The sequence below is a fragment of the Nocardia sp. NPDC056611 genome (genome assembly GCF_042792755.1).
Classification (GTDB): Bacteria; Actinomycetota; Actinomycetes; order Mycobacteriales; family Mycobacteriaceae; genus Nocardia.
In genome coordinates this window covers 1-22,736 of the sequence record NZ_JBHTVV010000013.1, presented here as the reverse complement: position 1 = coordinate 22,736, position 22,736 = coordinate 1, and the positions used below count along the sequence as shown (strand labels likewise).

Here is a 22,736-nt window from a genome sequence, read left to right as displayed (position 1 = left end):
CGAGAGACGCACACCCTACATGAATGCTGCAGGAGATTCGGCTCATTTCGTGAGCGCGGAGAGAACTCCGAACGCAGTAGAGCTCGACCGCAAGTGCTGCACCAGTTGTGCCATTGCGAACAGTCCAAGCAAATGTGTTTACCCGCGACATGGCGCGGATCGGTCGGAGTCTTCTCGAATGCTCGATCGCAAACCTTGCATACATATTTGATCCCCATCTCGGGATAAGCATAACATATTCGGCTGGGTATTCGGAGGCTAATTGTGGCTAGTAATTGGCCGTCCTACACTGCAGGCTCAGCGGTTCTCCTCTTGAAACCTCGCTTGCCGTCAACTTTCAAAGCGGATGTCAAGAAGCTCCTTGAGCCGATTCATCAGTCCTTTCAGGTCACTGTCGAACCGACTCTCGCGAAGAGCTTCAGGACCGACCTTCGTGACAAAGTCGCCGCCGCTTCTGTCGGTGTCGGTATCAAGGTCGAGGCAACTCCTACTCTCTCCGCCGGCTTCAAGACGGACCTGAAGGAGAAGGTCAAGACTGCCTCAGCGGGCATCAAGATCAAGGTTCCACTCGAAGCGTCGACAGCTGGACTCAAACGCGACGTCACCGAGAAGGTGAAGGCCGCCTCGCAGGGCATCTCGGTGAAGGTACCCGTCGACCTGCGCACCGTCGGCTTGAAAACCGCGCTACGCCAGGCGGTGAACACCGCGGCAGCGGGCGTAACCGTCAGGGTCCCTGTCGATCCAGACATCACGGGTTTCAAGACAGCGCTCCGCAACAAGGTCAAGACCGCGCAGGGCGGGATCAGCGCCAAGATCACCGCGAATGTGGACGCCGACGTCACGCAGGCGACCGCGCAGCTCGAGGCATTCCGCACCGCGCAGCATGCGATCCCGCTGACGCTGAACGTTGCCATCGACACTGCGTCGGCGACCGCGCATCTTCTCGCCCTGCGCGCGATTCTCAACGGGATCACCAACGACACAAACCGCATCGGTAGCGGCTTTGCAGGTGGAGGCGGCGGCAGCACCCAGCTGAAGGGCAACATCTTCACCCGCCCCTACCGCGCGGTGAAACTGCAAATCGAGGTCGACAAGGCGTCGGTTGCCAAGGCTGAAGCCGAAGTATCCAGTGTTGCAGCGAAACTCGCTTCGGCCCGGCAGCGCCATTCGGACGCGCTGGACAAGCAGACTCTCGCCGAACAGCGCCACAGCGAGGTCATTGCCCGCTCGTCCTCGACCCAATCGCAACGCACTGCCTCCGAGCAGTCCCTCGCTCGAGCTCGCCGTGAAGTCGGGCGTGCGAGTAGCGAAGTCACCAGTCTCATCGGTCGTGAAGCCGACGCGGACAACGCCCTTACGCGCGCTCGCGAGAATCAAAACTCCAAGACCCGGCTTCTCAGTGCGGCGTTCCGTGGTTTGCGATCAGCAATCTCTGATGGTCTCTCGGATGCGCTGAAGAATATTTTCAGCTTCAGCACGCTTCTCGGCGTCGCCAAGGTCGCCCTGGTCGGTCTGGCCGCGGTCAGCCTCGTGCCGCTGCTCGGCCAGCTTTCTCAGGCCGCAGGCGTCATCGCACTACTGCCTGCGGCGATTGCCGGCGCCGCAAGCGTTTTCGGAACTCTGAAGGTCGCGCTGAACGGCGTCGGCGACGCGTTCTCCGCAGCGAAGAAGGTCTCTGACAACGCCGCTGACGATGCCGAAGCTCGAGCGAAGAAGATCGAGTCAGCACAAAGAGCGCAGGCCTCAGCTGCGGACGGCGTCGAGTCAGCGGAGCGCGGCATCGTCTCGGCCGAGCGGAGTGTGCGCGACGCGCAGAAGAACTCCCTTCAGGCCCAAAAGGACTTGACGTCTGCCCGCAAGACCGCGAAGCGCGACATCGACGATCTGAACCGTGCTCTCGCCCGCACGACGCTCAACGAGGAGTCCGCGGCGATCAGTGTCGCTGAGGCGTACAAGAACCTGTACGACGTCTTCTCCGACACCAACTCGACGGCGATCGACAAGGCGAAGGCGCAGCTCCAGGTCAAGGAAGCCCTCGCCGATCAGCAGGATGTCCTCGAAGCGTCCAAGCGCACCGCTGAAGACGCCGCCGAGGCCAATCGGAAGGGTGTCGAAGGCGCGGACTCTGTCGTTGCTGCCAAGGAGAAGGTCACCTCTGCGGCCGAAGCGGAACAGGATGCGCAGCAGAACCTGACTGACGCCTATAAGACTCTGTCGAAGGCGCAGGAGTCGCTGGCTGATGCGGCGAAGGATCTCGACGAGGCACTGAACAAGCCAAGCGATTCGGTCAAGGATTTCGAGAAGGCGATGGGCAAGCTGTCGCCGGCCGCGCAAGATTTCGTCAAGAAGATCCTCGAAGTCAAACCTGCGCTGCAGGACCTCAAGAAGGCGATTCAGGAGAACTTCTTCAGCGGTCTCGGTGACTCGGTGAAGAACCTTGCCACCAACTGGATTCCAACGCTGCAGACCGGGCTCGGTGGCATCGCTGAGCAGATCAACGGCGGTGTCCGGCGTGCACTCGCAGACCTGGACACAGACGCGTCGCGCTCGAAGCTGTCCACCATCTTTGGCAACGTCAAGGAGTCGATCGGGCCACTGATCGATGGAATCAACAACCTCGTACAAGGCTTCCTGTCGCTCTCGGAAGTCGGATCCGGCTTCTTCCCGGACATGTCCAAGGGTTTCCTTGGGCTGACTGAGAGGTTCCGGTCGTGGGCGGAATCGCCTGAGGGCCAGGAGAAGTTCAAGGGCTTCATCGAAGAGTCGATCAACACCTTCAATGAACTGGTCAACATCGCAAAGGAATTCGGCGGGGTGGTCAACGGCCTCTTCAAGGGGTCTGACGATGTCGGCGAAACCTGGCTCCAATCGATCAAGAACACGCTTCATGAGTGGAACGCCTTCCTCGGCACCCCCGAAGGGCAGCAGAAGGTCAAAGACTTTTTCACCGATGTGAAGTCGATCGTCTCCGACATCGTCGACGCGATCAAACTCGGCGCCAGTATCCTCGGCACCTTCAAGGGAGCCCCCGAGAAGCCCGGCGGGGACAAGAACAACTCGGGTGCCAAGACACCCGAACGACTTGAGCCAGGCGCGGACAAGAAGGCTGGCGAGGCCCGTCAGATCTGGGATGCTGCCGACAACGATCAAGGCTTCATGGGCAAGACCGCCCGCGGATTCAACTCGCTGTTCGGATACAACAACGAAACCGACCAATGGGACGGCGGCGTCTGGAAAGACGATCGGTGGGGCGGTAATCTCCGCAACTTCAACAATGCTTTCGATACATCGAAGATCGTGCAATATGGCGCCGACGCTCTCTCAAGCTACGGCTCAGATCAGCTCAAGGCACTGAAGACCGCATGGTCAGGCACGATGAGTGCCCTGAAGGCTGGCGCTGACAAGGGCGGCGAGGCCCTCTCATGGGTGAAGGACAAGCTCGGGGACCTGGGCACTGCGGCAAAGGACTACATCACCGACAAGGCGCGCACGGCGCTTGACGGGTTCCGGGATCACCTGCCGTCGTTGTCCAGCGTCGCCCGACTGGTGACTGGTGATACCGGAGGGTTCTTCAAGGGCTTGGGTGGGTCCGTCACCGATGTCATCGGAAACATGCTGGGCGACAACGGTTTTGAGAAGCTCAAGTCGGGAATGTCGGGCCTGGCGAGCTTCCTCACTGGTGGTGAGGGTCTCGACAAGATCAAGAGCGCTTTTGGGGGCCTGCCCGAGTTTTTCAAGGGGCTCGCGGACCGGCTCGGCATCAGCTGGTCTGGTCTCGGCGACAAGATCAAGGGCCCGCTGAACAGCCTGATCGACATCCTGAACTCTGGATTGGGCGGCGCCTGGAACGCGGTCGCCAATTTGCTTGGCTCCGACAAGAAGTGGACCGACATCCCGCGAATCGGCGAAGGCGGCGACACTGGCGGCCGAGCAGGCACCCCACTCCATCGCGCGACCGGCGGCCCGATCTACGGACCCGGCGGACCCACCGAAGACAGGGTGCCGATCATGGCATCGGCCGGCGAACACATGTGGACCGCGGCTGAAGTGCAGGCGGCGGGTGGCCATGAGGCCATGTACCGGATGCGGAAGTCTGTGCTGTCGGGCGGCGGAAAGCAGTCCAAGGATGGCCACTTCGCGGTCGGCGGCAATGTCACGTTCGGTTCGGATGCCGACCGCTGGATGGCTGATGTCATTCAGTCGGCGTTTTCGAACGCGACCATCACCAGCGCGCTGCGTCCTGGCGATTCCGGTTTTCATGGCAAGGGCGAAGCCATCGACATCGACGGCCCCCTGCAGCAGATCGCCAACTGGATCTACTCGGCCTACCCCGAATCGACCCAGCTGATCTACGGGCCTGGCCCGCTGCTGTACAACGCCCGCGGCTATCGCGCGAACCCCGCGAATCAGGCTGAGCTGCAGGGCATCTACGCGAACGATCTCGCTGGCCACTTCGACCATGTCCATTGGGCTAACGTCGCGCCGCTCGCGAACCTCAGTGCTGATCAGCAGAAGAGCTTGTGGGAGCGGGTCAAGAGCAGCGTCGGTGCCATCGTCGGCGGCGGACGCAACCTTGCCGTCGACAACCTGGTTGAAAAGCCCCTGCGGGCGATGGCGGACAGCGTCCCGACCTTCAGCGGTCTCGGCGCGTTCGGCACGGTGCCGAAGGACTTCGCGAACAAGATCGTCGACACGGTCCTGTCCACTCTGAAGGGCAGCATCGGCAGCGGCAGTGCCATCAACTACACCCCGTCTGCGGGCGTGGAGCAGTGGCGCAGCTTGGTCGTGCAGATCCTCAAGGCCAAGGGCCTTCCGGAGACCTACACCGACCGCGTCCTGATGCAGATGCAGTCCGAATCGAGCGGTAACCCGCGGGCGCAGAACAACACAGACGAGAACGCCAAACGCGGCACACCGTCCAAGGGGCTGATGCAGGTCATCGACCCGACCTTCCGCGCGCACGCGGACCCTGGCTACAACACCGATATCTGGGATCCGGAGTCGAACATCCGGGCCGGCCTCAACTGGGCACTGTATAAGTACGGGTCACTTGATGAGGCGTTCACCGGCCACGGCTACGACCAGGGCGGCATTTGGCCGAACATGACGGCCGGCTGGAACACGAGCGGTCTGCCCGAGGCCGTGCTCACCAACCCCCAGTGGAAGGCGCTGCGGGACTTTGGTCAAGGGCTCGGGATCCTGCAGAAGGACTCGACTCCCACACCTAACCCAGGCACGACTGTCGAGGGGCAGATATTGCCTGACTCGACGCAGGTGTCGAATGACCCGCTGCTCAGCGAGAGCGTCAACAGCAACGAGAAAGTTGGCCTCGACACGTGGAAGACGCTCGGCGCCAAAACCAAGGAGCGCTTCCAGTCGGTGTGGGACACCGGGCTGACGGACCTCATCGACTCCAACTTGGGGGCGCTGGGGATCGACGACCCCCGCAACATCCCGCTGTACAAGCAGGCGACTGCCTACAAGGACACCTGGGACGAGTGGCAGAAGAAGAAGGCCGCCGCGGCGCAGGCTTCGCAAGCGCTGACTGATTCCGGCTACTACAACGCCGGCCAAAACGTCACCGGTGCAGCGAATCAGGCGACGTCGACCATGCCCGATGGGCAGCAGGTCAGTAACGACAACTCGACGACTATCAACATCTACCCGGCTGATGTCGACGAGGGCTACCGGAAGGCGCAGCAGATCGCAGATCTTCGGGCGCTGACCAAGACCGCACGAGGGAACTGAATCTATTGCGCCAGTCCGCCAAGGTGGAAATCTTCGGCTGCGACGACTCGCATCACGTCATTAATGGTCCCGGTGTGTCGGACCGACTCTTCTTGGCCACAGATGTCAAGGGACTCTACGACACGCCGGTCACCACAAAATACAAGTCGTCGGCCTACCAACGTGGCTCCACCTATCAAGGTAAGAAGGTCCAGCAGCGAGACCTCACCTTCGCTGTCAACCTGAAGGGTGAAACCCCCGAGGATTGGGAAGACCTCGACTCCCGATGGCGATCTGCCTGGGACTTCGAGCCTGATCCGTGGGATCCCGCATCGACATTGACGAAGATGTCGGTCACCACCGACCGATCAGGCACGCGCTCACTGTATTTGGCGATGAGCGAGTCGATCGCATTTGAATCGAAACACGACCCGCGACTCACCGCATCATCGGTCGTACCGATGGCAGTCACCGCGGCACAACCGTTCTGGTTCGAAGACAAGTGGGAAGACACCCCGTTCGATTACTTCCAGACCGGCTCCTCAGGTACGTCCGACGGGTTCGTGACCGTCTCCAACCCGACTGATCAGCCCATGTATTTGAAATGGGTTGTCACGCGGGGGAAGTGGACGCTCCCGGACTTCTCGTGGACCGGCAAGCGGTACCACCGAGTGCCGGGTGGGGACTGGGCGAACCGGAAGATCACCCTGCCGCTCCTCGGGTCTGTTGAAGGCGGCGCACGCATCGACCTCGACCCGATGAAGCTGCAGATACGAGACTTCGCTGATTCTAACCTGATTGGTCGGATGAACGGAATCTGGTTCATGCACAAATTGGCGCCGTACACCCCGGAGACTGAACTACCGGTTCGTGTCGAAAACGCCCCAACCGGCGGTGCACGGGTAGAAGTCTATTGCCCGCGCCGTTGGGGTCGTGCCTGGGGACTGCATTAGGCGGCCAGTGTTTGTGGCTGGGCGGAACGAGTCTTGCGGTCGATCTTCTCCTGCCTGCGGCACGCACGGCAGTTCCGAGCAACTTTTCCCGGTCGTCGGTAGATGTTCTCCGGCGTGTACTCGTGCCCTCGCGGACAGTGAGTCTTGTTCAGCATCGGATTGTTGCCGTGGCGAATCCGATCTTGCATGTTGTCTTCGATTGTCCCCCAACGCAGATTGCCAACGCGGTTGTCCTGGTTTCCGCCCTCGCCGTGGCATGCATGCCAGCCTTGCGGTCGGGGGCCAACGAAGGCTTCAAGTACAAGTCGGTGCACCGGCACTGTCGTCGTCACGCCTTCTTTGGAAAGCGAATGCGTGAGGTAGCCGGTCGGTGTCGTGCCAGGGCTGAGGACCTTCTCTCGGCGTCGCTGGAGAATTCCATCTTTGCGCGTCAACGTACGTGCCTCGGCCTTTACTCGCCCTCGGTCTGACACCGAGTAGAGACCTTCCCATCCAACTACTGGGAGCCATCTCTCAGGGGACTCTGACACGCCAAACCTCCAGGTAGGCACCTGATTTCGGGGATCCCATTCAGCTTAGGTGCGGTGTCAAACCGGAATGACCGATATATCAACGCTGTCCCTCGAAGAACAGTGCAACATGATCTGGGCTGCCACTACAGCCCGGGAAGAAGCCGAAGCCCGGTCACGCCTTGAACCACCGAAGGTCAGGGTCTGGTCGGGTGACTGGAATTTGGCTGGCGTACTCAACACCGAGTACACCGCCGAATTCACCTGGCTCGACAACGACGCTGGCACCGGCCTCACTGAGATCCCGCTTTGGGACCCGCTCGCCAAGTGGATTTGGCAGGTCAAAGCCCGTGTGGACGGCGGTGAGCGTCGTAACGTCTTCATCACTGTCGACAAGGACGGTGCCCGTTGGTCGGGCGTGCTGTTTGACCAGACGGTTGAGAAAAGAGAAGACGGCACAAGGGTTTTGGTCGTGCGCTGGATGCACGACTTTTTCTTCCTATCGCACTATCTCGTCTGGTGTAATCCGTTCCTCCCGGATTTCGTGCAGTTCCCGCGCACCTTTTTTCTGGCTGGCCCATCGATTTGGACGCTGAAGACCGCGCTGTTTCTGAACGTCATGCGCGAGCAGGCGAGCCTGTGGGAGCTCCCTGACGACCCGATGAACCAGGGTGGCTCGGCACCGGGGATGGGCAACTGGTCCGTCGTCGTGAAACCGACCGAGTTCCTCGATGACATGAACGCGGGAACTCTTTGGTCCGTTCCGAATAGCCGGTTCAAGTATTGGACGGAGATGAGTAAGGACATCCTTCTGGATGCCGAACTCTCTGTCATCTGCCGCCGGTTTTTAGCGGACGACGATGACCAGCCGATCGCGGGTCAAACGCTCCGCAACGGGTGCCTCGTGGTCGACATCGTCGACAAGTCCGGCTACTACAGCGACACGTCGAACGGTGGCGACCCGTTCCTTGGTTTAAAACGCACCGTCGCGAAGTTCACTGACGATTTCATCGACGACTTCCAAGACGCGATCGTCGACCCCACGGTGCCTGCGTCCTATGGGGTTCCGGGGCAAAAGCTCACCGACAAGACGTGCCCCTACGTCGTGTACATGGAGGGCGAAGAGACCGGCATCGAGTCCTCGAAGTTCACGTACACGCCCTCGACTGCGATCCAAATCGTTACGGGCGGACACTCGATGCCGTTCGTGAACGAGTTGATCTCCGCTGGCATTCAGACCGCGGGCGATCTCATCGCGATGATCATTGGTATTCCGCCGGTCGGCGGTGCCACTGACGCTGTGCTTCAGCCATTTTACTGGGACACCATCGCCGCCTGGAACCACGCGAAATCCCAAGCACGTGCGAACCATTCAGGATGGGCGCGACTATACGAGTACATCGCATCGTCAGGTGACCGCGCGTACACGCTCGAAGCGCTTCTCTCGATCCGCAAGGGCCTCCACGACACTCGTTCATGGTTCTCCCACGAGGTCATGATTCGCGATGGTGCCCCTTGGTATATCGGCGACAACGGCAAGGGCCACTTCTTCATAGGCGACCGCATCGGCGCTCAAGTCCTCGGCGACTTCGCCGCCCAGTTCGGGTTCGGCGACTACACGATCTACGTCGACCAGGTTCGGGAGCTCACCCTCGCATGGGACCGAGATTCCTTCGCTGAGTGGAAATGCGTGATCGGCGAGAAGGAAAAGAACAAGGACCGCGGCGCAAGGGCTTTGAGCCTGATCAGCGACCTCTACAGCACGGTCCGCACGCTCGGCGTGACCGGCAAATAGCCCAGGAGCACAACCTTGACCGACGAACCAGTAGAGGTCGATACCTCACCGTGGCTACCCGAAGGCGGGTTCCCAGAACAGCCGCAATGCAATCCAAACAACAGCGAGGAAGCGTTCCTGTGGATGTTCGGCGGGCTTCCGGGCATGAAGGGTGCCCCGCTCCCATTCCCGACTGAGTACCTGAAGATGGTGAGTCGTCGCCTCTGGGACTGCGGCGCACGCCCAATGGGCTCAGTGATCCCTGCCGAGCAGACGATCAAGTACCAGCGGCCCCAGACCTCGAACCCGCACTGGCTCACCAGCCCCGGTGTGTGGGTCGACATCAATGAACCTGAGCGGAACACCCTGGACATCAAGGAATTCGTCCAGTCGCTCCCTCAGGACGCGAAGCGGCAGCTCGCTGAGGCACTCGGCTTCGACCCGCAGGCCGCGGTGCCCGAGGACGATCAGCTTGCCGACCGGTGGGAGGCTCCGCCCCCAGAACGCCGCTACGGCCGGCCATCGCACGACGGCGCGAGCGTCTCTAACGAGCCGTTGCCATTCGACCCGATCCACAAGACCGTCACCGAGGTACTGGCATACCTGCGTGACGTGGACGAGGACGAGCGCGGGCGCGTGCTGGAGATCGAACGGTTCCTTGGGTCTGGCCGCCGCGGCATTTTGAAACGCTACGAGCCCCAAGGGTGACTGCGATGGCCTTCAAATACCTTCCACTGAAGCCCGGAACCTTTACGGTCTCTTCGCCTTTCGGCCGACGTGACGGCGGCTTCCACTATGGGCTCGACTTCGCCGCGAGGATGCGCACCCCGTTCTATGCCCCGGTGTCCGGGACGGTCGTCGAGGGCGCAGAGCGGACCGGCGTCGAGGGCTTCGGCCGATGGGTGTGGCTCGACGCCCAGGCTGCAGCTGGCGTGGATCTGATCTTCGGCCACGGTGACCCCGCGGTGCGCGCTGGCGACCGCGTGCGGGCGGGGCAGCTGCTCGGCTACGTCAACACGTACGGGGAATCGACTGGTCCGCACCTCCACCTAGAGGTTTGGACCTCGCCTGGTCGTGTAGGCGGCCGCGCTGTCGATCCGGCGCCGTACTTCGTGGGCGCTGTCGATCCCACTTCTTCTCAACCTCCCTCTAGGAGCCCATCCATGGCGTCGAAGCCTGATTACGTCGAACTGGACCGGATGGGCAGCTCGCGCTCGTCTCGGTGGGGTTCGCGTGTCCGCAACATCCTCTGGCACACCGAGGAAGGCAACTCCAGCGCTGAGAGCCTGGCCGCCTACCTCAACAACAGCGCGAACGAAGTCTCGTACCACTACACGATCCGTGACGGCATCGTCGTCGACGTCGTGGACACCGACTACGCGTCTTGGGCTGTGCTGGACGCGAATCCGTACACGATCAACATCTGTTTCGCTGGCTCGCGGTCCTCGTGGTCGCGCGATCAGTGGCTGGCCCGCGAAGCTGACATCCGCATCGCTGCCTGGCTCAGCGTGCAGGACGCCCGCAAGTACGGCACCTCCACCGACATGATCCCGCCGCCCTATACACGGCGCGATGGCATCTCCGACCACAAGTACGTCACCCAGTGCCTCGGTATCGGTGACCACACGGACCTCGGCTACGCCTTCCCATGGGATGTCGCCGCCAAGCATGTCGCCGATTTCGTCAACGGAGTTGCGCCTGCTCCAGTCGCGCCGGTAGTCAACATGATCGACCAGGAAGCCGCGCGCGCGGCGTCATGGATCGGCAAGCGTCAGACCGAGGGTGAACTGCGCACAGCTGACGGCGAAGGCCGGTACGCCGAGTTCGAGAACGGCTACGTCTACTGGCACCCGCGCGTCGGCGCCCATGCCGTCCCGCTGAATGTCTTCCAGAAGTGGGCCGAACTGGGGTGGGAGTCTGGGGCGCTCGGCTACCCGGTCGGCGACCACACGGTCCTCAAGGCCGCGGACGGCACCGCGATCGGTGACGTGCAAGGCTTCGAGAACGGCGCCGTCTACCGCCGGTACGGCCAGCCCGGCACGTGGGTGCACGGCGAGATCCGCAACCGGTGGAACCGTTCCGGGTTCGAGGCTGGCCCGTTCGGGTGGCCAACCTCCGACGAGTCGCCGTTCGACACGGGCGCCTTCCAGGAGTTTGAGCATGGCCGCATCTACTGGACCCCCAAGCAGACCCTGGGCCTGCTGACCTCAGGCGCGACCGACACCCCTGTCGAAGACGCCGCCTGACTCTTACACTTCCTCAACGCATTTCGAGGTATCTCATGTCCTTCGACACTCTCCGCGACCTGTCTGCTGACGTCCGCGGCCGCATCTACGCGGTCCTCGCGCCCCTGCAGGTGCTGCTGGTCGCTTTCGGTCTGCTCTCTAACTCCAACGCTGCCTTGTGGGTCTCCGTGGTCACCGCGGTCCTCGGCTTCACCGTGGCCGGCGCCAACTCGACTGCCACCTGGCGCAGCTGGCTGTACCGCATCATCGGCGCGGCTCAGCCCGTCCTGATCGCCTACGGTGTCGCGACCGATTCGCAGGTCGCCGCAGTCGTGGCTGTCGTCTCGGCTGTACTGGGCCTGGGTGTGGCCGCGGCCAAGACCCCGAGCATCGGCTAACCCCGCGTGTGGGAAGCCGTCTTCGGGGCGGCTGGCGGCATTTTCGGTGCGGTCCTCGGCTATCTGGCGCCGAGGTCGCGCTCTTTGGATTCGCAGCGTGAAGACTTCAAGGTCACTTCCGACCTTTTGATGCGGCAGGTCACTGACCTTCTGACGCGCGTCGAAAGGCTTGAGAAGCAGCACGACGAGGACGAAGCACGTATCGCGGTCCTCGAAGAGCAGCACGTCGAAGACACCCGACAGCACCTCCGAGACGTCCACCGGATCGACTCACTCGTGGGCTACGTCAAGGAGTTGCTCGCGTTCATTCGTGAGCACGTCCCCTCGCCGTCACCTCCACCTATTCCGCCCGAAATATCGACCGACATTTGAACATTGGGGGTGATCGCTCGTGACTGCCCCCAATAAGCCGGATCCCGATGGCACAGTCAATATCGGTGGGTTCCGTGCGTTGCAGACCGCGACCGAGGCGGACGCCAAGACCGCTATGAAGTCAGGTGTTCTGGGTGCCTTCGGCGGCGCACAAACCGTCCACCACGACGAAGTCCGCGCACCGCTCGACATGGCCCAAGGCGCTGCTGATGCCGCGGTCACGACAGCTCAGGCCGCCGCGAACTCTGCTGCCAACGCCGTCGAGAAGGCCGACATCGCCTACGACGCTGCAAGTTTCTGGAGCATCGAGTTCATCGTTGCCTCGGCCGAGGTCTTGTTGGGTGTGAATGAGCTGCTACTCGGGCCCATTCTCAACGTTCCGGATGGCCGTACCGCGCTGCTGACCGATATCCATGTGGGCCTGTTGAATCAGCCGAACGGCTTCACCGTGGAAACACGGAAGTGGAACGCGGCGGGCACCAGCTACACGACCATCCACACCGGTGTGCTCGGCGCCAATGTCACTCGCCGCGATTTCGGGACGTTGTCGGTGTCGATTCTGGACAAAGAACGCTTCTGGCCCTACGTGACCAGCATTACCGGCACCGTTCCGCCGACCGTCCTGCAGATCTGTGTTGCGGGCGTATTCATCTGAGAGGCAATGACTTTGAAGGCATTCGAGTGCATTGACCCGGGTGGCACCTATCACGCAACCTTCGTGGTCCAACCGAATCGAGTCGCTCTCTGGACGGCCGCGTTCGATGTCGAGTCGCTGGAAGGGCTGTTCGACATGACACCGGCCGCCGATGCGATTCCCGTGATCGATGCTGCTGTGGGGCGGTTCAACTCCGACCCTGAGGCTATGCGTCACCTGATCACCGACGACCCGCTCGGGTTGTTCGGAAACCGGCAGGCGCTACTCAAGATCCGGAACTGGCTAGCTCAGAACGACGGCAGCATCACCGGCGTCGTAGACGACGAGGTGCTCGCCACGTGAGCTTCCTGCTACGCCGCAGCACTCCGCGGGCATGGGCAGGCTGGCGAGACCTCGACACCCTTCACTCGAGGCCGGACGAGAATCCGGTGCAACCACCATGGAAGGCGACGAACTCCAGCCGCTCCGTGTGGCTCGAGGGCAACGTCTTGAAGATCAATGACGGCCTCTCAACGCCGATGCAGCTCGGCGGCGTCTCCTACTGGCAGATGCCGTTCACCCAAAACTGGGGCTGCCAAATGGATTTGAACATCGACGGCAACATCATCCAGGAGCAGTTCTGGGCCGCCTGCATCTCGCCCAGCTGGACCTCGGTTGCGTTCACCGACCTGAAGGAACTCCCGATGGTCGCAATCTATCGGGGGCCATTCTCCGGGACAGCCGCAGTCGTCATCTTGGTCTATCACGACCTCAACTTCCATGACCTGCTAGCACAATCGGAGCAGTTCAGCGGGCTGATGAACCGCCTCACCTACCAGCTGCGGATCCTGGTCGACCGCGACCGGCTGCTGCGGGTTTACATCGATGGCGTGCTGCGCATGCAGTATTGGCTGTCGTCTTCGATGGCGTCCGGGCCCGGTCGGCGGGCGCTGAATTTTCTGAATCAAACCAGCGCGTGGTCGGAACAGCGAAACTTCATCCTGTTCGACCAACCCAGCGACTTCAACTCGGTCGCTCCCTGGACTTCGGTCTTCTACGACGACTTCAACCGCGCGGATGGCTCGCCCGGCAACGGGTGGACGACGCAAGGCTCAAATGCGGGCATCGTCGGCAATTCCTGGTCGGTCACCGGCACCTCTGACTCCAGCACGGGTCTCATCCGCGATACGGGCGTGACGTCGGGGATCCAGCGGGTCGAAGCTGTCGTCGGTGGAAACAATGGCCCGTCGACTGGCGCGGACGCAAGCCTCGTCGCACGCACGAATGCGACTGCGTCTGAGGGTGTTTCCGCGAACTTCTACTCGAACCACATCTACCTCTCCCACTGGACCGGCTCGCTCGATTCGCCGACCTGGATCGACTACATGGACACCGCGGAGGTACCCGTTGCCGCTGGCGCGACCGTCGCCCTGTGTTGCAGCGTCCAAGCCGCATGGGTCGAGGTCAATGGGCAGATCGCGGTCATGGCAGACCTGAACAACCGAGTCACCCTCACGAACTCGTGGGCCGGTCTGCGGGTTTCGCGGCGCAGCAGCACCAACTCCAATTCCTGGAACGACGTGCGCCTGCTGACGCGCTGAATCCGCCTCTCGCCGCGAGTAATTCACTCCTCTTCAAGGCGGCGCCTATGTCTATCGGTCACGAGCCGAACATCGACACCCTCGTGCTGGTTCCGGGGCAGGACTTCATCCACGACATCTACCCGCCCCAAGGATCGAGCATCCCGCCGAGCACGACGGTCGATCTCATCTTCTACGCCACCGGCAGCCGAGCCGTCCTCGCGACCTGGCCGGCGTCGGTCTCCTCATCCGCGGCTAGCTGGACGGTCTCCTCCACAGTCGCCGACACCATCCCTCTCCCAGCCGATTTCCGCATCTACTTCCGCTACAACGACGGCGCGGACTTCTGCTGGTACCGCGGGCAAGTCGCCCGACAGGAGTAAGCATGTCCATCGCAATCGGGACAACCCGCCAGGTACTGGCCGACGCCTACAAGACACTCTCGGGCGCATCGACCGTCTATGTCTCCCTCCACACCGCCGACCCCACCACGGTCGGCAACAACGAAGCCACTGGCGGCGGATACGCACGTGTGCAAGGGACGTGGACTTCCGGAACCGGTGGTGCTCTCACCATGGCCGAGTTGACTTTCACCGCACCGACCGGCGCCTACACACACGTCGGTCTGTGGTCGGCTAGCACCAGCGGCACCTTCTACGACAAGTGCGCCCTCTCCCCGAACATCACCCTTTCGTCCGCCGGCACGATCAAGGTGACGCCGAGCTTCGCAGTGAGCTGACATGGTCGACTTGCCACGCCGCCCAGGCTGGCGCGCATCGTTTCCAACCCGCGGTTCCGCATCGGCTGCACTGCCTGCGCGCACGAGTGCCTTCCTCACTCGCGAGATGCTGTACGTTCCGCCGCCACGCGCCGAGTTCGTAGGCGTTGGAGCGCTTACCGCAGTCGCGGCTCCCCAAGCGGTCGCAGTATTCAGCGCCTCAGGACTACTGACAGCTCTGGGCGCCGGTGCGGCCACCGCCGCGTTCACTAGCAATGGCACCCTCGTCGTTCCAACGAACAAGGGCGCGGCGTCATTCACTGGCGCAGGGAACCTCGGCGCGAACGCTGTCGCATTGGCAACGGCCCCATTCACCGGGGCTGGAACCCTGACCGCCCAGGGTGTTGCTCGCGGAACTGGATCGTTCTCCGGTGCAGGGACTCTCGCGGCTACTGGAACAGCGTCGGCGACAGCACCGTTCACTGGAGTTGGAACGCTCTCAGCGACCGCGACGACCTTCGCGCCATCCGGGATGAACAAGTCTGGGACGTCCGCGGTCCTCACCACGAGCTACCAGACGATCACGGGGTGGACCGCGGACACGAGCGGCTATCCAGGGTCTTCGCTGAGTGGAAACGGTCTCTCCGCCAATGGGAGCAAGACCGGCGCGACGCTTTCGACGACCTGTGCGGTCGCTAATTCCACTGCAGCAGGATTGACCGTCACGCTCCAGCTGATGGTAAACGGGGTCGCCAAGGTGACCGGCTCACCGACGTCCGTCACCGGCTTCGCCACGACCAACGTCAGCTTGTCCGGCAACACGAACGTCGCCTCCGGCGATGTGATCACCCTGCAGGCGCTGGGCAACTCCGGCACCTACCTCACGATCGTCGCCACTGGTACCTTCGTCCGTATCACCTGAGCCTCAACAAATCTGCCCCCGACCTTCACAGGTCGGGGGCAGTTTTCGTCGTATCTGGGCAACTGTGGGCATTTTGGCCACGGTTGGCTGGCCGAGGAGGTGAGTTGCTTCGGGTAACTCTCTCCTCAAACACCGAGCGGGTGAGCACGCGGTAACCGTCGGCCTCGATCTCGTCGGGAGTCACGTTCAAGATGGACGTGACTCTTTAGAAGGGGTGAGGTTTGAGAGTTCCCTGGAGGAACTCTCAATGATCTAGCGCCGCTAGAATCTGGCTGAAAATCGCTAGCTAGCGGGAATCAGACATTACAAAACCGCAGGTCACCTTTCCTGCGCGCGCACGCGCCCGCATGCGACTCCTATAAGTACTTACGTAGTAAGTACTTCTTACGTAAGTACTCAGGGATCAAGATCGCTGCGCGACGACACGTCATCAACTCATCGCAACGTATGTCTGTGGGTCTTCCATCGATCGGAAAAACCGCGTGCGCGTGAACGCGGCGGTTCGTCGTCGGTCCTGTCCCCGGGGCGCGCTCGGGCTTCTCGGCGCACATCGTTTGCGGCAGCATGAGACTCGACCAGTTGGGAACGTGAGATGTGCGGGTCGTTTTCGCGACGCGACCAACTGACCGCGCGTGCGAGGCGCGTTGCGTGCGCGAGGGCGGCTGCGGACGTGCGCGGGGGAGCGGTTCTTTGCCGCCTGAATGCGACGCTGAGCGACTTTCGAGGCTTGCGGGTGCAGTGGGATGGATTGGATTGCGTGAACTGCACAGCGGGCGTACGGTGGGCGCAGTCAGTAGCGACCGAGGAAGGAACTCCGATGAGCGTCCACACCGTGCCTGCCGGCCTCGTGAGGGCTGGTGGTGTCGAGCATTGGCTGTTTCGCTGCTGCCCGGCCGACGGCGCACCGTATGGGCAGCTGTGCTGGTGCACGGCGGGCTCCGACCATGCGGAGCCGGGCGTCCCGAAAGTGTTCATCAGGGACGGGTGGTGGGTGACAAAACAGTGCAGATCGCGATGAAAAGGTGCAGGTCACACGGGTGAACGGTGTGTGGCACATAGACTCTTGCGTGGACTTTTGTTATTGATTGGGGCATGGACGTGACGTCAGAAGAAGCGCAGAAGCTTCTCGATCGAGTGGTGGAGGCGACGGAACGTGCGCAGAGGTCGCGCGAGGTTGCCGACCATGACTCGACGCTGAGGCGGGAGGCGGTTGAGGCCGCAATGGAGGCCGGGTTGCCTCGTGACCAAATCGCTGCCGCGGCCGGCGTCCACCGCAACGTTCTCTATCAGATCGTCAAACAGGACGCGCGACGCAAGTAGACCACTTGCAAATATGGAGACTGTTCACTAGTCTGCAAGTACACCACTTGCAGACTAGTGGTATCGGCGCCGAGATCTTGGCGGAACGAGACGCCGATACCACCCAACCGAAAGGATCGGTATGTCGCAGGCTAACACGCCTGATCATGCCCAGTCGCCCCCTCCACCGGCCCTCGTGGTCATGTCCGACGGAGTCCCGACGACCACGTCTCTGATCGTCGCCGAAGGCACGCAGAACGCGCACGCGTCTGTCCTTCGATTGATCCGGGGCAACCTGGCCGACTTCGAGGAGTTCGGCTTGGTCGGATTTGAAATCCGAAAAATAGCCGCAGGTCCGGGGCGTCCCGAGAGCTACGCCGTCCTCAACGAAGAGCACGCGACTCTCCTCCTCACCTACATGCGTAACAGCGTGATCGTGAAGGACTTCAAAAAGCGTCTGGTGCGCGAGTTCTGGGCATTGAAGCGCTCAGGTTCGGAGTTCCAGCCGAACACGGTGACGTGGATGGAGTTGGCGGCACTGATTCGGCAGCGATACGGCATATCGCTCGAGGTTGCCGACATCACCCGTGCACTCCGCGACGGGGGAGTGTTGATGCAGAACTGTTCCGCGCCGAAAAAGGCATATCGGCAATGGTTTTGGTTCACCGGCTCGGCGTGGACGGTACACCCGCATGTGCTGCCTGAGCTCGTCCGCAAGCTTGTCGACACCCGCCGCGCACTCGGCGACATGCAGTCTCAGCTCCGACTGGATCTGGGGTTCGACGAGCAACTGCGCCGCGAGATTGAAACGAAGCGGGGCCGTGCGGCCTGATACGGCGAGAGTAATTCAGCTCCGCCGCTCCCGATGAACCCCGCCTAACAAGGCGCTGGTCAGGTCCAATCGTCAATTTTGACGATTGGACCTGACCAGCCCAAATACTTCCGCACCCTCTAGGCCCCACGTGATGGGCCGCAAACCGTCACGTGGGGCTTTCCTATACCCAGATAGGTCTAACGATGCCCACTTCCATGCCCAACGTCCGCTTCGAGTTCGGACAGACCGGAATCCGCGACACCCGCCTGTACCGCAGCAACCCGAGCCTCATCACCGCAGACCTCGACGGTTGGCTCCGCGATTTCGGTGTCATCACCCGAAAGCCGGTCGGCAACATCTGGTTCCGGCGTGAATCCGATGGTCGTGTCTGGCAAGAGGTCGGACGCCTCACCTTCCACATTCACACCGAGCTCGTCGAAGTCCACCCGCACCGCGGAATCACGGAGGCGGAGATGGCGGCCCTGCGTGGTGCCGGCGCATGCGCACGACTGACTGAGCCGACCTACCTGAACGGTTGGGCCTTCGCGCGCCGTAAGGGCGAGGTCGTGTGGGAAAGCATGCTGTACCTGGCGAACTGAGGTTCTGACCAGCCAGTTTAGCCGATCGGCTAAAAAGTCCTCCGATGCTGGTAAGAGGGGTCGGCAGGTACGCCGACCCCTTATTGGCATCGAAGCACGTCACTACTTCGGCGGTTGAACGATGTCAGTCCACTGGGCGCCGTCGAACCATCGGACCACGCCTGAGGTGTCGGGGTACCAGCCAGGTGGGGGACTGGCCTGTGTTTGTGGCGGCGCGGTGATGATGGTGACCGGTGCGGGCCGCTTGTTGCCCATGCGGACGATCGCTCGAATGATGAAGAACGTCAGCAGTAGCGGCGAAAGCAACACCGCGAACACCAGGAAGTCGAAAGGCGTGGTGTGGCCAGTTGCTGCGCCAAGCAGGATGGCGGTGAGAAGGTAGACGACGACGATCACGATCGTTGCCGGAAAGGGCTTCCTGGTTGGTGCTGCCATGACTGTCTGCTGTGCTGGCGCTGGCTGGGGGAAGCTCCCCGGGCCTCCTGATGGCTGTCCCTGTGGGTGCGGCGGGTAGGTCACGGGTCCCCCTGGCTAGGAAGCGTTTTCAGCCGGTCATCGGTTGTGCACGCGTTTGCTGTTACGTTGCAACCGTTTGGGGAGCGTAGCGGGTCGTATTGTCCGTGTCGCTGACATCGCGTGCCATTCAGTCCTGTGCGCGCAGGATCACCTCTGTGACAAGGACATCGGCAACGCTTTCCGGCGGGTAACCCGCGGCGGTCAGGGCGTCGCGCGGCCAGAGTTTGGGATTGCTGATCAACGCGAGAACAACGTGTTCGACACCAACAGTGGATTGGCCGGCGGTGTGCGCGATCGCCGTTGCAGCCTTCAGAGTTTCCTGCAGCGTCGAGCCTGGAACCAGGATCTGTTCCGTCGGCTGGTTCTGGTCACCCGGTTGGCGCGGGGGCCTGGTCATCGCGACGTTCACCTTTCGGTCGCAGGGTTTTGAAGGTAGAGCGGTCATCAGGTGCGGAGCTATGGCACGGGGCAACACACCTGACGACCAGCTTTGGCACCGCTACCGCTTGTGGATCCAGCCGCTCTTGTCCTCGTCGGGCCCGTCGGCGTTGACGTCTTCGTTCCAGTTGTCGCTGCTGTTGCCGTTCGGTCCGGGTTCGAGAATCTGCACTTCATCACCTCCTTTCGATAGGGGAGCTCTGCCAGGGCGTCTATCGGTCATGGGTGTGGGGAGACCTGTTGCAGAGTGACCGCGTCGCGGGTCACGATCTGCTCCAGGTCGTAGTTGTCGTCTTCCTTGAGCGCTACGGTGTGCCGCTTGCGTGTATCCACGCAGATCACATCGGCTAACTTCACCAGCGCACGCAGCTCGCTGCTGTAGAGATGGTCGATCGTTGGCACGATCAGGTCGTCCGCGTCTTCGCCGTAGATGAGGTTGAGCAGGTGGTTGACCAGGTGGTCACCCCACCGGGCTGAATCGGCAAGGACCACAAGCACAACGCGCGTGCCGCATTCCTGGGCGACGGCATGAATTGCTGCCTCATCGTCCTGCCAGCTCGCTCCGGAGACGTCCCGACGTAGCAACCCGATCGCGTGCCGGGTCATGGCTGTGCTCCGACGTATTCGCGGTACACGGCCCGTGTCATCGTGACGCGGCCGCGGTCAGTGGAACGCCACCGCGCGGGGCTGCGCAAGGTGCTCATCGCGAGCCCCGTTTTCGACAGTCGCAGCAGCGCCCGGTGAATCGAGGTGTCGGGCAGCCCGGTTGCGCGGCAGAGCTGCCGGCAGGTAAGCGCACGAGATGGTTCCAGCATCGACAGTGCGCCAAGCACTTTTGCTTCTGGTTCGGTCAAGGCCATCGTCGTCCCTCGCCGTCGTTCGTCGTCTGTGTCGTCGTCGGTGGCTGCTCGGGGCGGGGACGACGATCACCGGCCCCGAGCGCCTACGACGACGTTAGGAAGAACTTCGGGACGCCAGAACTGTGTCGAGGGCACTTTCCGAGACGTTCAAAACGTCCCGTGTGTCCTCGAAATGCCCGTAGGGTTCCGAGTTATGACGCGACGGCTGGAGTCCGCGATGCTCAGGGCTGGAATCGACTCGGCTGCGTTGGCGGCCGCGGTCAAGGTGGACGTCAAAACGGTGAACAGGTGGCTTGCGGGTCGGGTGCCGCATCGCAGGACCAGGCTTCAGGTTGCTGAAGCGCTGGGGGAGACAGAAGAAGCGCTGTGGCCAGCGTCTCGGCCGGACTCGCAACCAGGCGCACCAGCGACAGCGGAGGTCCTCGGTGCCTATGCGCACCGAGCTGAGATACCCAGCGATCTGTGGGTTTCATTGGTGTACAAGGCAACCGAGCGAATCGACATCATGGGCTATGCGTACCCGTTCGTATTTGAGTTGTTGCCCAAGGCCTCCGAGCTGATCGCGGCCAAAGCCAACTCTGGGTGCGTGGTGCGGTTGGGATTTGCCGATCCTGACTGCGATCACGTCATGGAGCGAGACGCACTCGAGCAGATGGGAGGAACACTCCCTGGCAGGATTCGCAACGCGTTGTCGATGCTGGGGCCTCTCGCCGACACCCCCGGATGCTCAATCGGACTTCATGCTGCGCACCTGTACAACTCGGTGTTTCGATTTGACTCGGAGATGATCGTTACCCCGTACTTGTTCCGGGCGAGGGGATACCAGCACACCGCGCTGCACCTGCGGCGTTTGTCACCGCACGGCATATTTGAGTCGTACGCAGACCAGTTCGAGCAGATATGGGGTACAACCGCCCCCTACGAGTTAGAGGTAGACCATGGGCTCACGGCGTGACTACTACCACGACCCGAACGCACCCAAGCCCAATTCGTTGAAGCCCGGGGGCTCGGCTCTGGTGGTGGACGAGGCCGGTCGAGTCCTGATGCAGCGGCGGGGCGACTCCGGCAACTGGTCATTGCCGGGAGGAATCATGGAGGTCGGGGAGACTCTGGAAGACTGCGTGATCCGCGAGACCCGCGAAGAAACCGGGCTGGACATCGAGATCACCGGGTTGCTCGGCATCTACACAGATCCCGAGCATGTGATCGAGTACTCCGACGGCGAGGTCCGCCAAGAGTTCGCGATCGTGTACTACGGCCAACGGGTCGGCGGCGAAATCCAGGTGTCCCACGAATCCACAGAGGTTCGATTCCTCGCACTGGAGGAGCTGGAGGGCTTGCCCGTGCATCCGACTGTGCGCCTGAGACTTCAACATCATCGGGACGGCTCAAATCTCCCGTGGCTAGGCTGACCGACGACTTGCTGGCCCGCAGCGCTGGCATCTACCTACGGTGCACTGCACCTGATCAATAGCGGTCGTCGACCTCATGCTCGTCGACCTGGCGGACAGCCTCTGAGAGCCCGCGCAGTCTCGCGACCACGACGTCGGCTGCAGCACCGGTCCGGTAGACGCCGTCGCACACCGCCACGACACCGCCGAGCATCGGTAGCGCTAGCAGGGTGAGCACTTCGTCGACGTCATGAAGGCCCGGCGTGGGATCGACGGCGGGTCGGACTGCGCGCAGTACGTCTCTCGCATCGAACACCTCGCTCGGCTCGACCTCGGTGAGGACGTCGAGGACCGCGGCGAGCAGATGGTCAGACGCCATTGCCGTTGTCCTCTGGGCGTTGTGTGAGGGCTCGTTGGGAGCACCATTGCTGGATCTCCATGGATCCTTGCCGGTTGCTGGTCTTGACCGTCAGTGAGACGAGGGCGATCCAGTCGCCGTCTCGGCTGCGCGCCCAGGCGTGGAGGTACCCGGGGACCTGTCCTGTGAGTTCGAGCCCGCCGGCGCGGACGCGGAGTGGGGTCTCGTTCGCGCCGAACGCGGGGGAGTGGGTGGGGATTGCGGTGCCGAGGTCGATGAGCACTGGCCTGGGCGGGGTCACTTCACGTCGGAGTGAGGGGGTCGCGTCGGGCCAGTGTTCGAACATAGGTGCGAATTCTAGCCCGTCTGTGATGCGTCGGCGACGATTGCTATCGAGTTGCGATTCAGCGGGTCGGGTGCGTCCTGGAGTAGTGGATCGAAACCTCTCTTGGTCTTGATGCGGACAACTACCCTGGGGACGATCCGGGACGTGCAGTGCCAAGTTCCGTGCCAGAATTTCCGGGGACGGCTCGGGTCGCCTCCGGACGGTGCGGGACATGATCAGCGAGCATGCCCCTCACCAGGGGGGACGTGAAGCGTCTTTCTGGTTAGTGCTTAAGCTTCCCGTTATGCGTATCGGACTGTCGAT

25 protein-coding genes are annotated in these 22,736 nt (G+C 62.1%); 18 read left to right on the top strand and 7 right to left on the bottom strand.

Annotated elements, in window-relative coordinates:
- The first annotated feature begins 312 nt into the window (after nucleotides 1-312).
- Both ACFRAQ_RS35710 and ACFRAQ_RS35705 read left to right on the top strand, forming a co-directional pair.
- The gene (locus tag ACFRAQ_RS35710) at nucleotides 313-5,748 is read left to right on the top strand and encodes a transglycosylase SLT domain-containing protein (RefSeq protein ID WP_379107486.1); all 5,436 of its coding nucleotides are present in this window, start codon (nucleotides 313-315) and stop codon (nucleotides 5,746-5,748) included.
- Nucleotides 5,749-5,771: 23 nt separating this feature from the next.
- Nucleotides 5,772-6,680 (top strand): hypothetical protein, encoded by a 909-nt coding sequence (locus tag ACFRAQ_RS35705; RefSeq protein WP_379107485.1) that lies wholly within the window; start codon nucleotides 5,772-5,774, stop codon nucleotides 6,678-6,680.
- Here the strand turns inward: ACFRAQ_RS35705 and ACFRAQ_RS35700 are convergent.
- Nucleotides 6,677-7,210 (bottom strand): NUMOD4 motif-containing HNH endonuclease, encoded by a 534-nt coding sequence (locus tag ACFRAQ_RS35700; protein ID WP_379107484.1) that lies wholly within the window; start codon nucleotides 7,208-7,210, stop codon nucleotides 6,677-6,679. The two genes, ACFRAQ_RS35705 and ACFRAQ_RS35700, sit on opposite strands and share 4 nt — an antisense overlap.
- Nucleotides 7,211-7,277: 67 nt before the next feature.
- Here ACFRAQ_RS35700 and ACFRAQ_RS35695 point away from each other — a divergent pair, with 67 nt between their 5' ends.
- From ACFRAQ_RS35695 to ACFRAQ_RS35630, 14 genes are all read left to right on the top strand, one after another.
- Nucleotides 7,278-8,984 (top strand): phage tail protein, encoded by a 1,707-nt coding sequence (locus ACFRAQ_RS35695; RefSeq protein WP_379107483.1) that lies wholly within the window; start codon nucleotides 7,278-7,280, stop codon nucleotides 8,982-8,984.
- Between the two features lie 15 nt (nucleotides 8,985-8,999).
- Nucleotides 9,000-9,671: a DUF2744 domain-containing protein gene (locus tag ACFRAQ_RS35690; protein ID WP_379107482.1), complete on the top strand. Its 672-nt coding sequence runs from the start codon at nucleotides 9,000-9,002 to the stop codon at nucleotides 9,669-9,671.
- Nucleotides 9,672-9,676: 5 nt separating this feature from the next.
- On the top strand, nucleotides 9,677-11,209 hold the full coding sequence (locus ACFRAQ_RS35685) for a peptidoglycan DD-metalloendopeptidase family protein (protein WP_379107481.1): 1,533 nt from the start codon (nucleotides 9,677-9,679) through the stop codon (nucleotides 11,207-11,209).
- A gap of 35 nt (nucleotides 11,210-11,244) precedes the next feature.
- A complete protein-coding gene (locus ACFRAQ_RS35680; RefSeq protein WP_379107480.1) occupies nucleotides 11,245-11,586 on the top strand; it encodes a hypothetical protein in 342 nt (113 codons plus the stop codon).
- A 6-nt stretch (nucleotides 11,587-11,592) separates the two neighbouring features.
- Entirely contained in the window at nucleotides 11,593-11,958 is a 366-nt protein-coding gene (locus ACFRAQ_RS35675; protein WP_379107479.1) for a hypothetical protein, read from the top strand.
- Between the two features lie 19 nt (nucleotides 11,959-11,977).
- Nucleotides 11,978-12,613, top strand: a complete 636-nt coding sequence (locus tag ACFRAQ_RS35670) for a hypothetical protein (RefSeq protein ID WP_379107478.1) — start codon at nucleotides 11,978-11,980, stop codon at nucleotides 12,611-12,613.
- Nucleotides 12,614-12,619: 6 nt separating this feature from the next.
- Nucleotides 12,620-12,955 carry a hypothetical protein gene (locus tag ACFRAQ_RS35665; RefSeq protein WP_379107477.1) on the top strand — a complete coding sequence of 112 codons (336 nt, stop codon included), beginning with the start codon at nucleotides 12,620-12,622 and terminating at the stop codon, nucleotides 12,953-12,955.
- A complete protein-coding gene (locus ACFRAQ_RS35660; protein ID WP_379107476.1) occupies nucleotides 12,952-14,193 on the top strand; it encodes a hypothetical protein in 1,242 nt (413 codons plus the stop codon). Before ACFRAQ_RS35665 ends, ACFRAQ_RS35660 begins: the two co-directional genes overlap by 4 nt.
- A 47-nt stretch (nucleotides 14,194-14,240) precedes the next feature.
- Nucleotides 14,241-14,555: a hypothetical protein gene (locus tag ACFRAQ_RS35655; protein WP_379107475.1), complete on the top strand. Its 315-nt coding sequence runs from the start codon at nucleotides 14,241-14,243 to the stop codon at nucleotides 14,553-14,555.
- 2 nt (nucleotides 14,556-14,557) lie between these two features.
- Complete coding sequence (locus tag ACFRAQ_RS35650; RefSeq protein ID WP_379107474.1) at nucleotides 14,558-14,911, top strand: hypothetical protein; 354 nt, start codon at nucleotides 14,558-14,560, stop codon at nucleotides 14,909-14,911.
- A gap of 694 nt (nucleotides 14,912-15,605) precedes the next feature.
- Nucleotides 15,606-15,812, top strand: coding sequence for a hypothetical protein (locus tag ACFRAQ_RS35645; RefSeq protein ID WP_379107473.1), 207 nt, complete (start codon nucleotides 15,606-15,608; stop codon nucleotides 15,810-15,812).
- A 1,092-nt stretch (nucleotides 15,813-16,904) separates the two neighbouring features.
- On the top strand, nucleotides 16,905-17,132 hold the full coding sequence (locus tag ACFRAQ_RS35640; RefSeq protein ID WP_379107472.1) for a hypothetical protein: 228 nt from the start codon (nucleotides 16,905-16,907) through the stop codon (nucleotides 17,130-17,132).
- Between the two features lie 181 nt (nucleotides 17,133-17,313).
- On the top strand, nucleotides 17,314-17,943 hold the full coding sequence (locus ACFRAQ_RS35635) for a Rha family transcriptional regulator (protein ID WP_379107470.1): 630 nt from the start codon (nucleotides 17,314-17,316) through the stop codon (nucleotides 17,941-17,943).
- Nucleotides 17,944-18,128: 185 nt separating this feature from the next.
- On the top strand, nucleotides 18,129-18,524 hold the full coding sequence (locus tag ACFRAQ_RS35630) for a hypothetical protein (RefSeq protein WP_379107469.1): 396 nt from the start codon (nucleotides 18,129-18,131) through the stop codon (nucleotides 18,522-18,524).
- Between the two features lie 102 nt (nucleotides 18,525-18,626).
- Here ACFRAQ_RS35630 and ACFRAQ_RS35625 read toward each other — a convergent pair whose 3' ends face one another.
- From ACFRAQ_RS35625 to ACFRAQ_RS35610, 4 genes are all read right to left on the bottom strand, one after another.
- Complete coding sequence (locus ACFRAQ_RS35625) at nucleotides 18,627-18,959, bottom strand: DUF2510 domain-containing protein (RefSeq protein WP_379107468.1); 333 nt, start codon at nucleotides 18,957-18,959, stop codon at nucleotides 18,627-18,629.
- A 208-nt stretch (nucleotides 18,960-19,167) separates the two neighbouring features.
- Nucleotides 19,168-19,437, bottom strand: a complete 270-nt coding sequence (locus ACFRAQ_RS35620; RefSeq protein ID WP_379107467.1) for a Clp protease N-terminal domain-containing protein — start codon at nucleotides 19,435-19,437, stop codon at nucleotides 19,168-19,170.
- Nucleotides 19,438-19,697: 260 nt separating this feature from the next.
- Complete coding sequence (locus ACFRAQ_RS35615) at nucleotides 19,698-20,084, bottom strand: hypothetical protein (protein WP_379107466.1); 387 nt, start codon at nucleotides 20,082-20,084, stop codon at nucleotides 19,698-19,700.
- Nucleotides 20,081-20,338 (bottom strand): helix-turn-helix domain-containing protein, encoded by a 258-nt coding sequence (locus ACFRAQ_RS35610; protein WP_379107465.1) that lies wholly within the window; start codon nucleotides 20,336-20,338, stop codon nucleotides 20,081-20,083. The genes ACFRAQ_RS35615 and ACFRAQ_RS35610 overlap by 4 nt, the downstream gene beginning before the upstream one ends.
- Before the next feature lie 193 nt (nucleotides 20,339-20,531).
- On the opposite strand from ACFRAQ_RS35610, the gene ACFRAQ_RS35605 reads away from it, so the two are divergent.
- On the top strand, nucleotides 20,532-21,293 hold the full coding sequence (locus tag ACFRAQ_RS35605) for an XRE family transcriptional regulator (protein WP_379107464.1): 762 nt from the start codon (nucleotides 20,532-20,534) through the stop codon (nucleotides 21,291-21,293).
- A 64-nt stretch (nucleotides 21,294-21,357) separates the two neighbouring features.
- On the top strand, nucleotides 21,358-21,750 hold the full coding sequence (locus tag ACFRAQ_RS35600) for an NUDIX domain-containing protein (protein WP_379107463.1): 393 nt from the start codon (nucleotides 21,358-21,360) through the stop codon (nucleotides 21,748-21,750).
- A 55-nt stretch (nucleotides 21,751-21,805) separates the two neighbouring features.
- Here ACFRAQ_RS35600 and ACFRAQ_RS35595 read toward each other — a convergent pair whose 3' ends face one another.
- Together ACFRAQ_RS35595 and ACFRAQ_RS35590 are read right to left on the bottom strand one after the other, a co-directional pair.
- A complete protein-coding gene (locus ACFRAQ_RS35595; RefSeq protein ID WP_379107462.1) occupies nucleotides 21,806-22,108 on the bottom strand; it encodes a hypothetical protein in 303 nt (100 codons plus the stop codon).
- On the bottom strand, nucleotides 22,098-22,433 hold the full coding sequence (locus ACFRAQ_RS35590; protein WP_379107461.1) for a hypothetical protein: 336 nt from the start codon (nucleotides 22,431-22,433) through the stop codon (nucleotides 22,098-22,100). Before ACFRAQ_RS35590 ends, ACFRAQ_RS35595 begins: the two co-directional genes overlap by 11 nt.
- Nucleotides 22,434-22,736: the final 303 nt, after the last annotated feature.

Excerpts from the sequence above, each read along its gene's own strand:
- ACFRAQ_RS35695 (WP_379107483.1), top strand. The coding sequence starts at position 7,278 with ATGACCGATATATCAACGCTGTCCCTCGAAGAACAGTGCAACATGATC.
- ACFRAQ_RS35685 (WP_379107481.1), top strand. The coding sequence starts at position 9,677 with ATGGCCTTCAAATACCTTCCACTGAAGCCCGGAACCTTTACGGTCTCT.
- ACFRAQ_RS35680 (WP_379107480.1), top strand. The coding sequence starts at position 11,245 with ATGTCCTTCGACACTCTCCGCGACCTGTCTGCTGACGTCCGCGGCCGC.
- ACFRAQ_RS35665 (WP_379107477.1), top strand. The coding sequence starts at position 12,620 with ATGACTTTGAAGGCATTCGAGTGCATTGACCCGGGTGGCACCTATCAC.
- ACFRAQ_RS35655 (WP_379107475.1), top strand. The coding sequence starts at position 14,241 with ATGTCTATCGGTCACGAGCCGAACATCGACACCCTCGTGCTGGTTCCG.
- ACFRAQ_RS35650 (WP_379107474.1), top strand. The coding sequence starts at position 14,558 with ATGTCCATCGCAATCGGGACAACCCGCCAGGTACTGGCCGACGCCTAC.
- ACFRAQ_RS35640 (WP_379107472.1), top strand. The coding sequence starts at position 16,905 with ATGGACGTGACGTCAGAAGAAGCGCAGAAGCTTCTCGATCGAGTGGTG.
- ACFRAQ_RS35635 (WP_379107470.1), top strand. The coding sequence starts at position 17,314 with ATGTCCGACGGAGTCCCGACGACCACGTCTCTGATCGTCGCCGAAGGC.
- ACFRAQ_RS35630 (WP_379107469.1), top strand. The coding sequence starts at position 18,129 with ATGCCCACTTCCATGCCCAACGTCCGCTTCGAGTTCGGACAGACCGGA.
- ACFRAQ_RS35625 (WP_379107468.1), bottom strand. The coding sequence starts at position 18,959 with ATGGCAGCACCAACCAGGAAGCCCTTTCCGGCAACGATCGTGATCGTC.
- ACFRAQ_RS35620 (WP_379107467.1), bottom strand. The coding sequence starts at position 19,437 with ATGACCAGGCCCCCGCGCCAACCGGGTGACCAGAACCAGCCGACGGAA.
- ACFRAQ_RS35615 (WP_379107466.1), bottom strand. The coding sequence starts at position 20,084 with ATGACCCGGCACGCGATCGGGTTGCTACGTCGGGACGTCTCCGGAGCG.
- ACFRAQ_RS35610 (WP_379107465.1), bottom strand. The coding sequence starts at position 20,338 with ATGGCCTTGACCGAACCAGAAGCAAAAGTGCTTGGCGCACTGTCGATG.
- ACFRAQ_RS35605 (WP_379107464.1), top strand. The coding sequence starts at position 20,532 with ATGACGCGACGGCTGGAGTCCGCGATGCTCAGGGCTGGAATCGACTCG.
- ACFRAQ_RS35595 (WP_379107462.1), bottom strand. The coding sequence starts at position 22,108 with ATGGCGTCTGACCATCTGCTCGCCGCGGTCCTCGACGTCCTCACCGAG.
- ACFRAQ_RS35590 (WP_379107461.1), bottom strand. The coding sequence starts at position 22,433 with ATGTTCGAACACTGGCCCGACGCGACCCCCTCACTCCGACGTGAAGTG.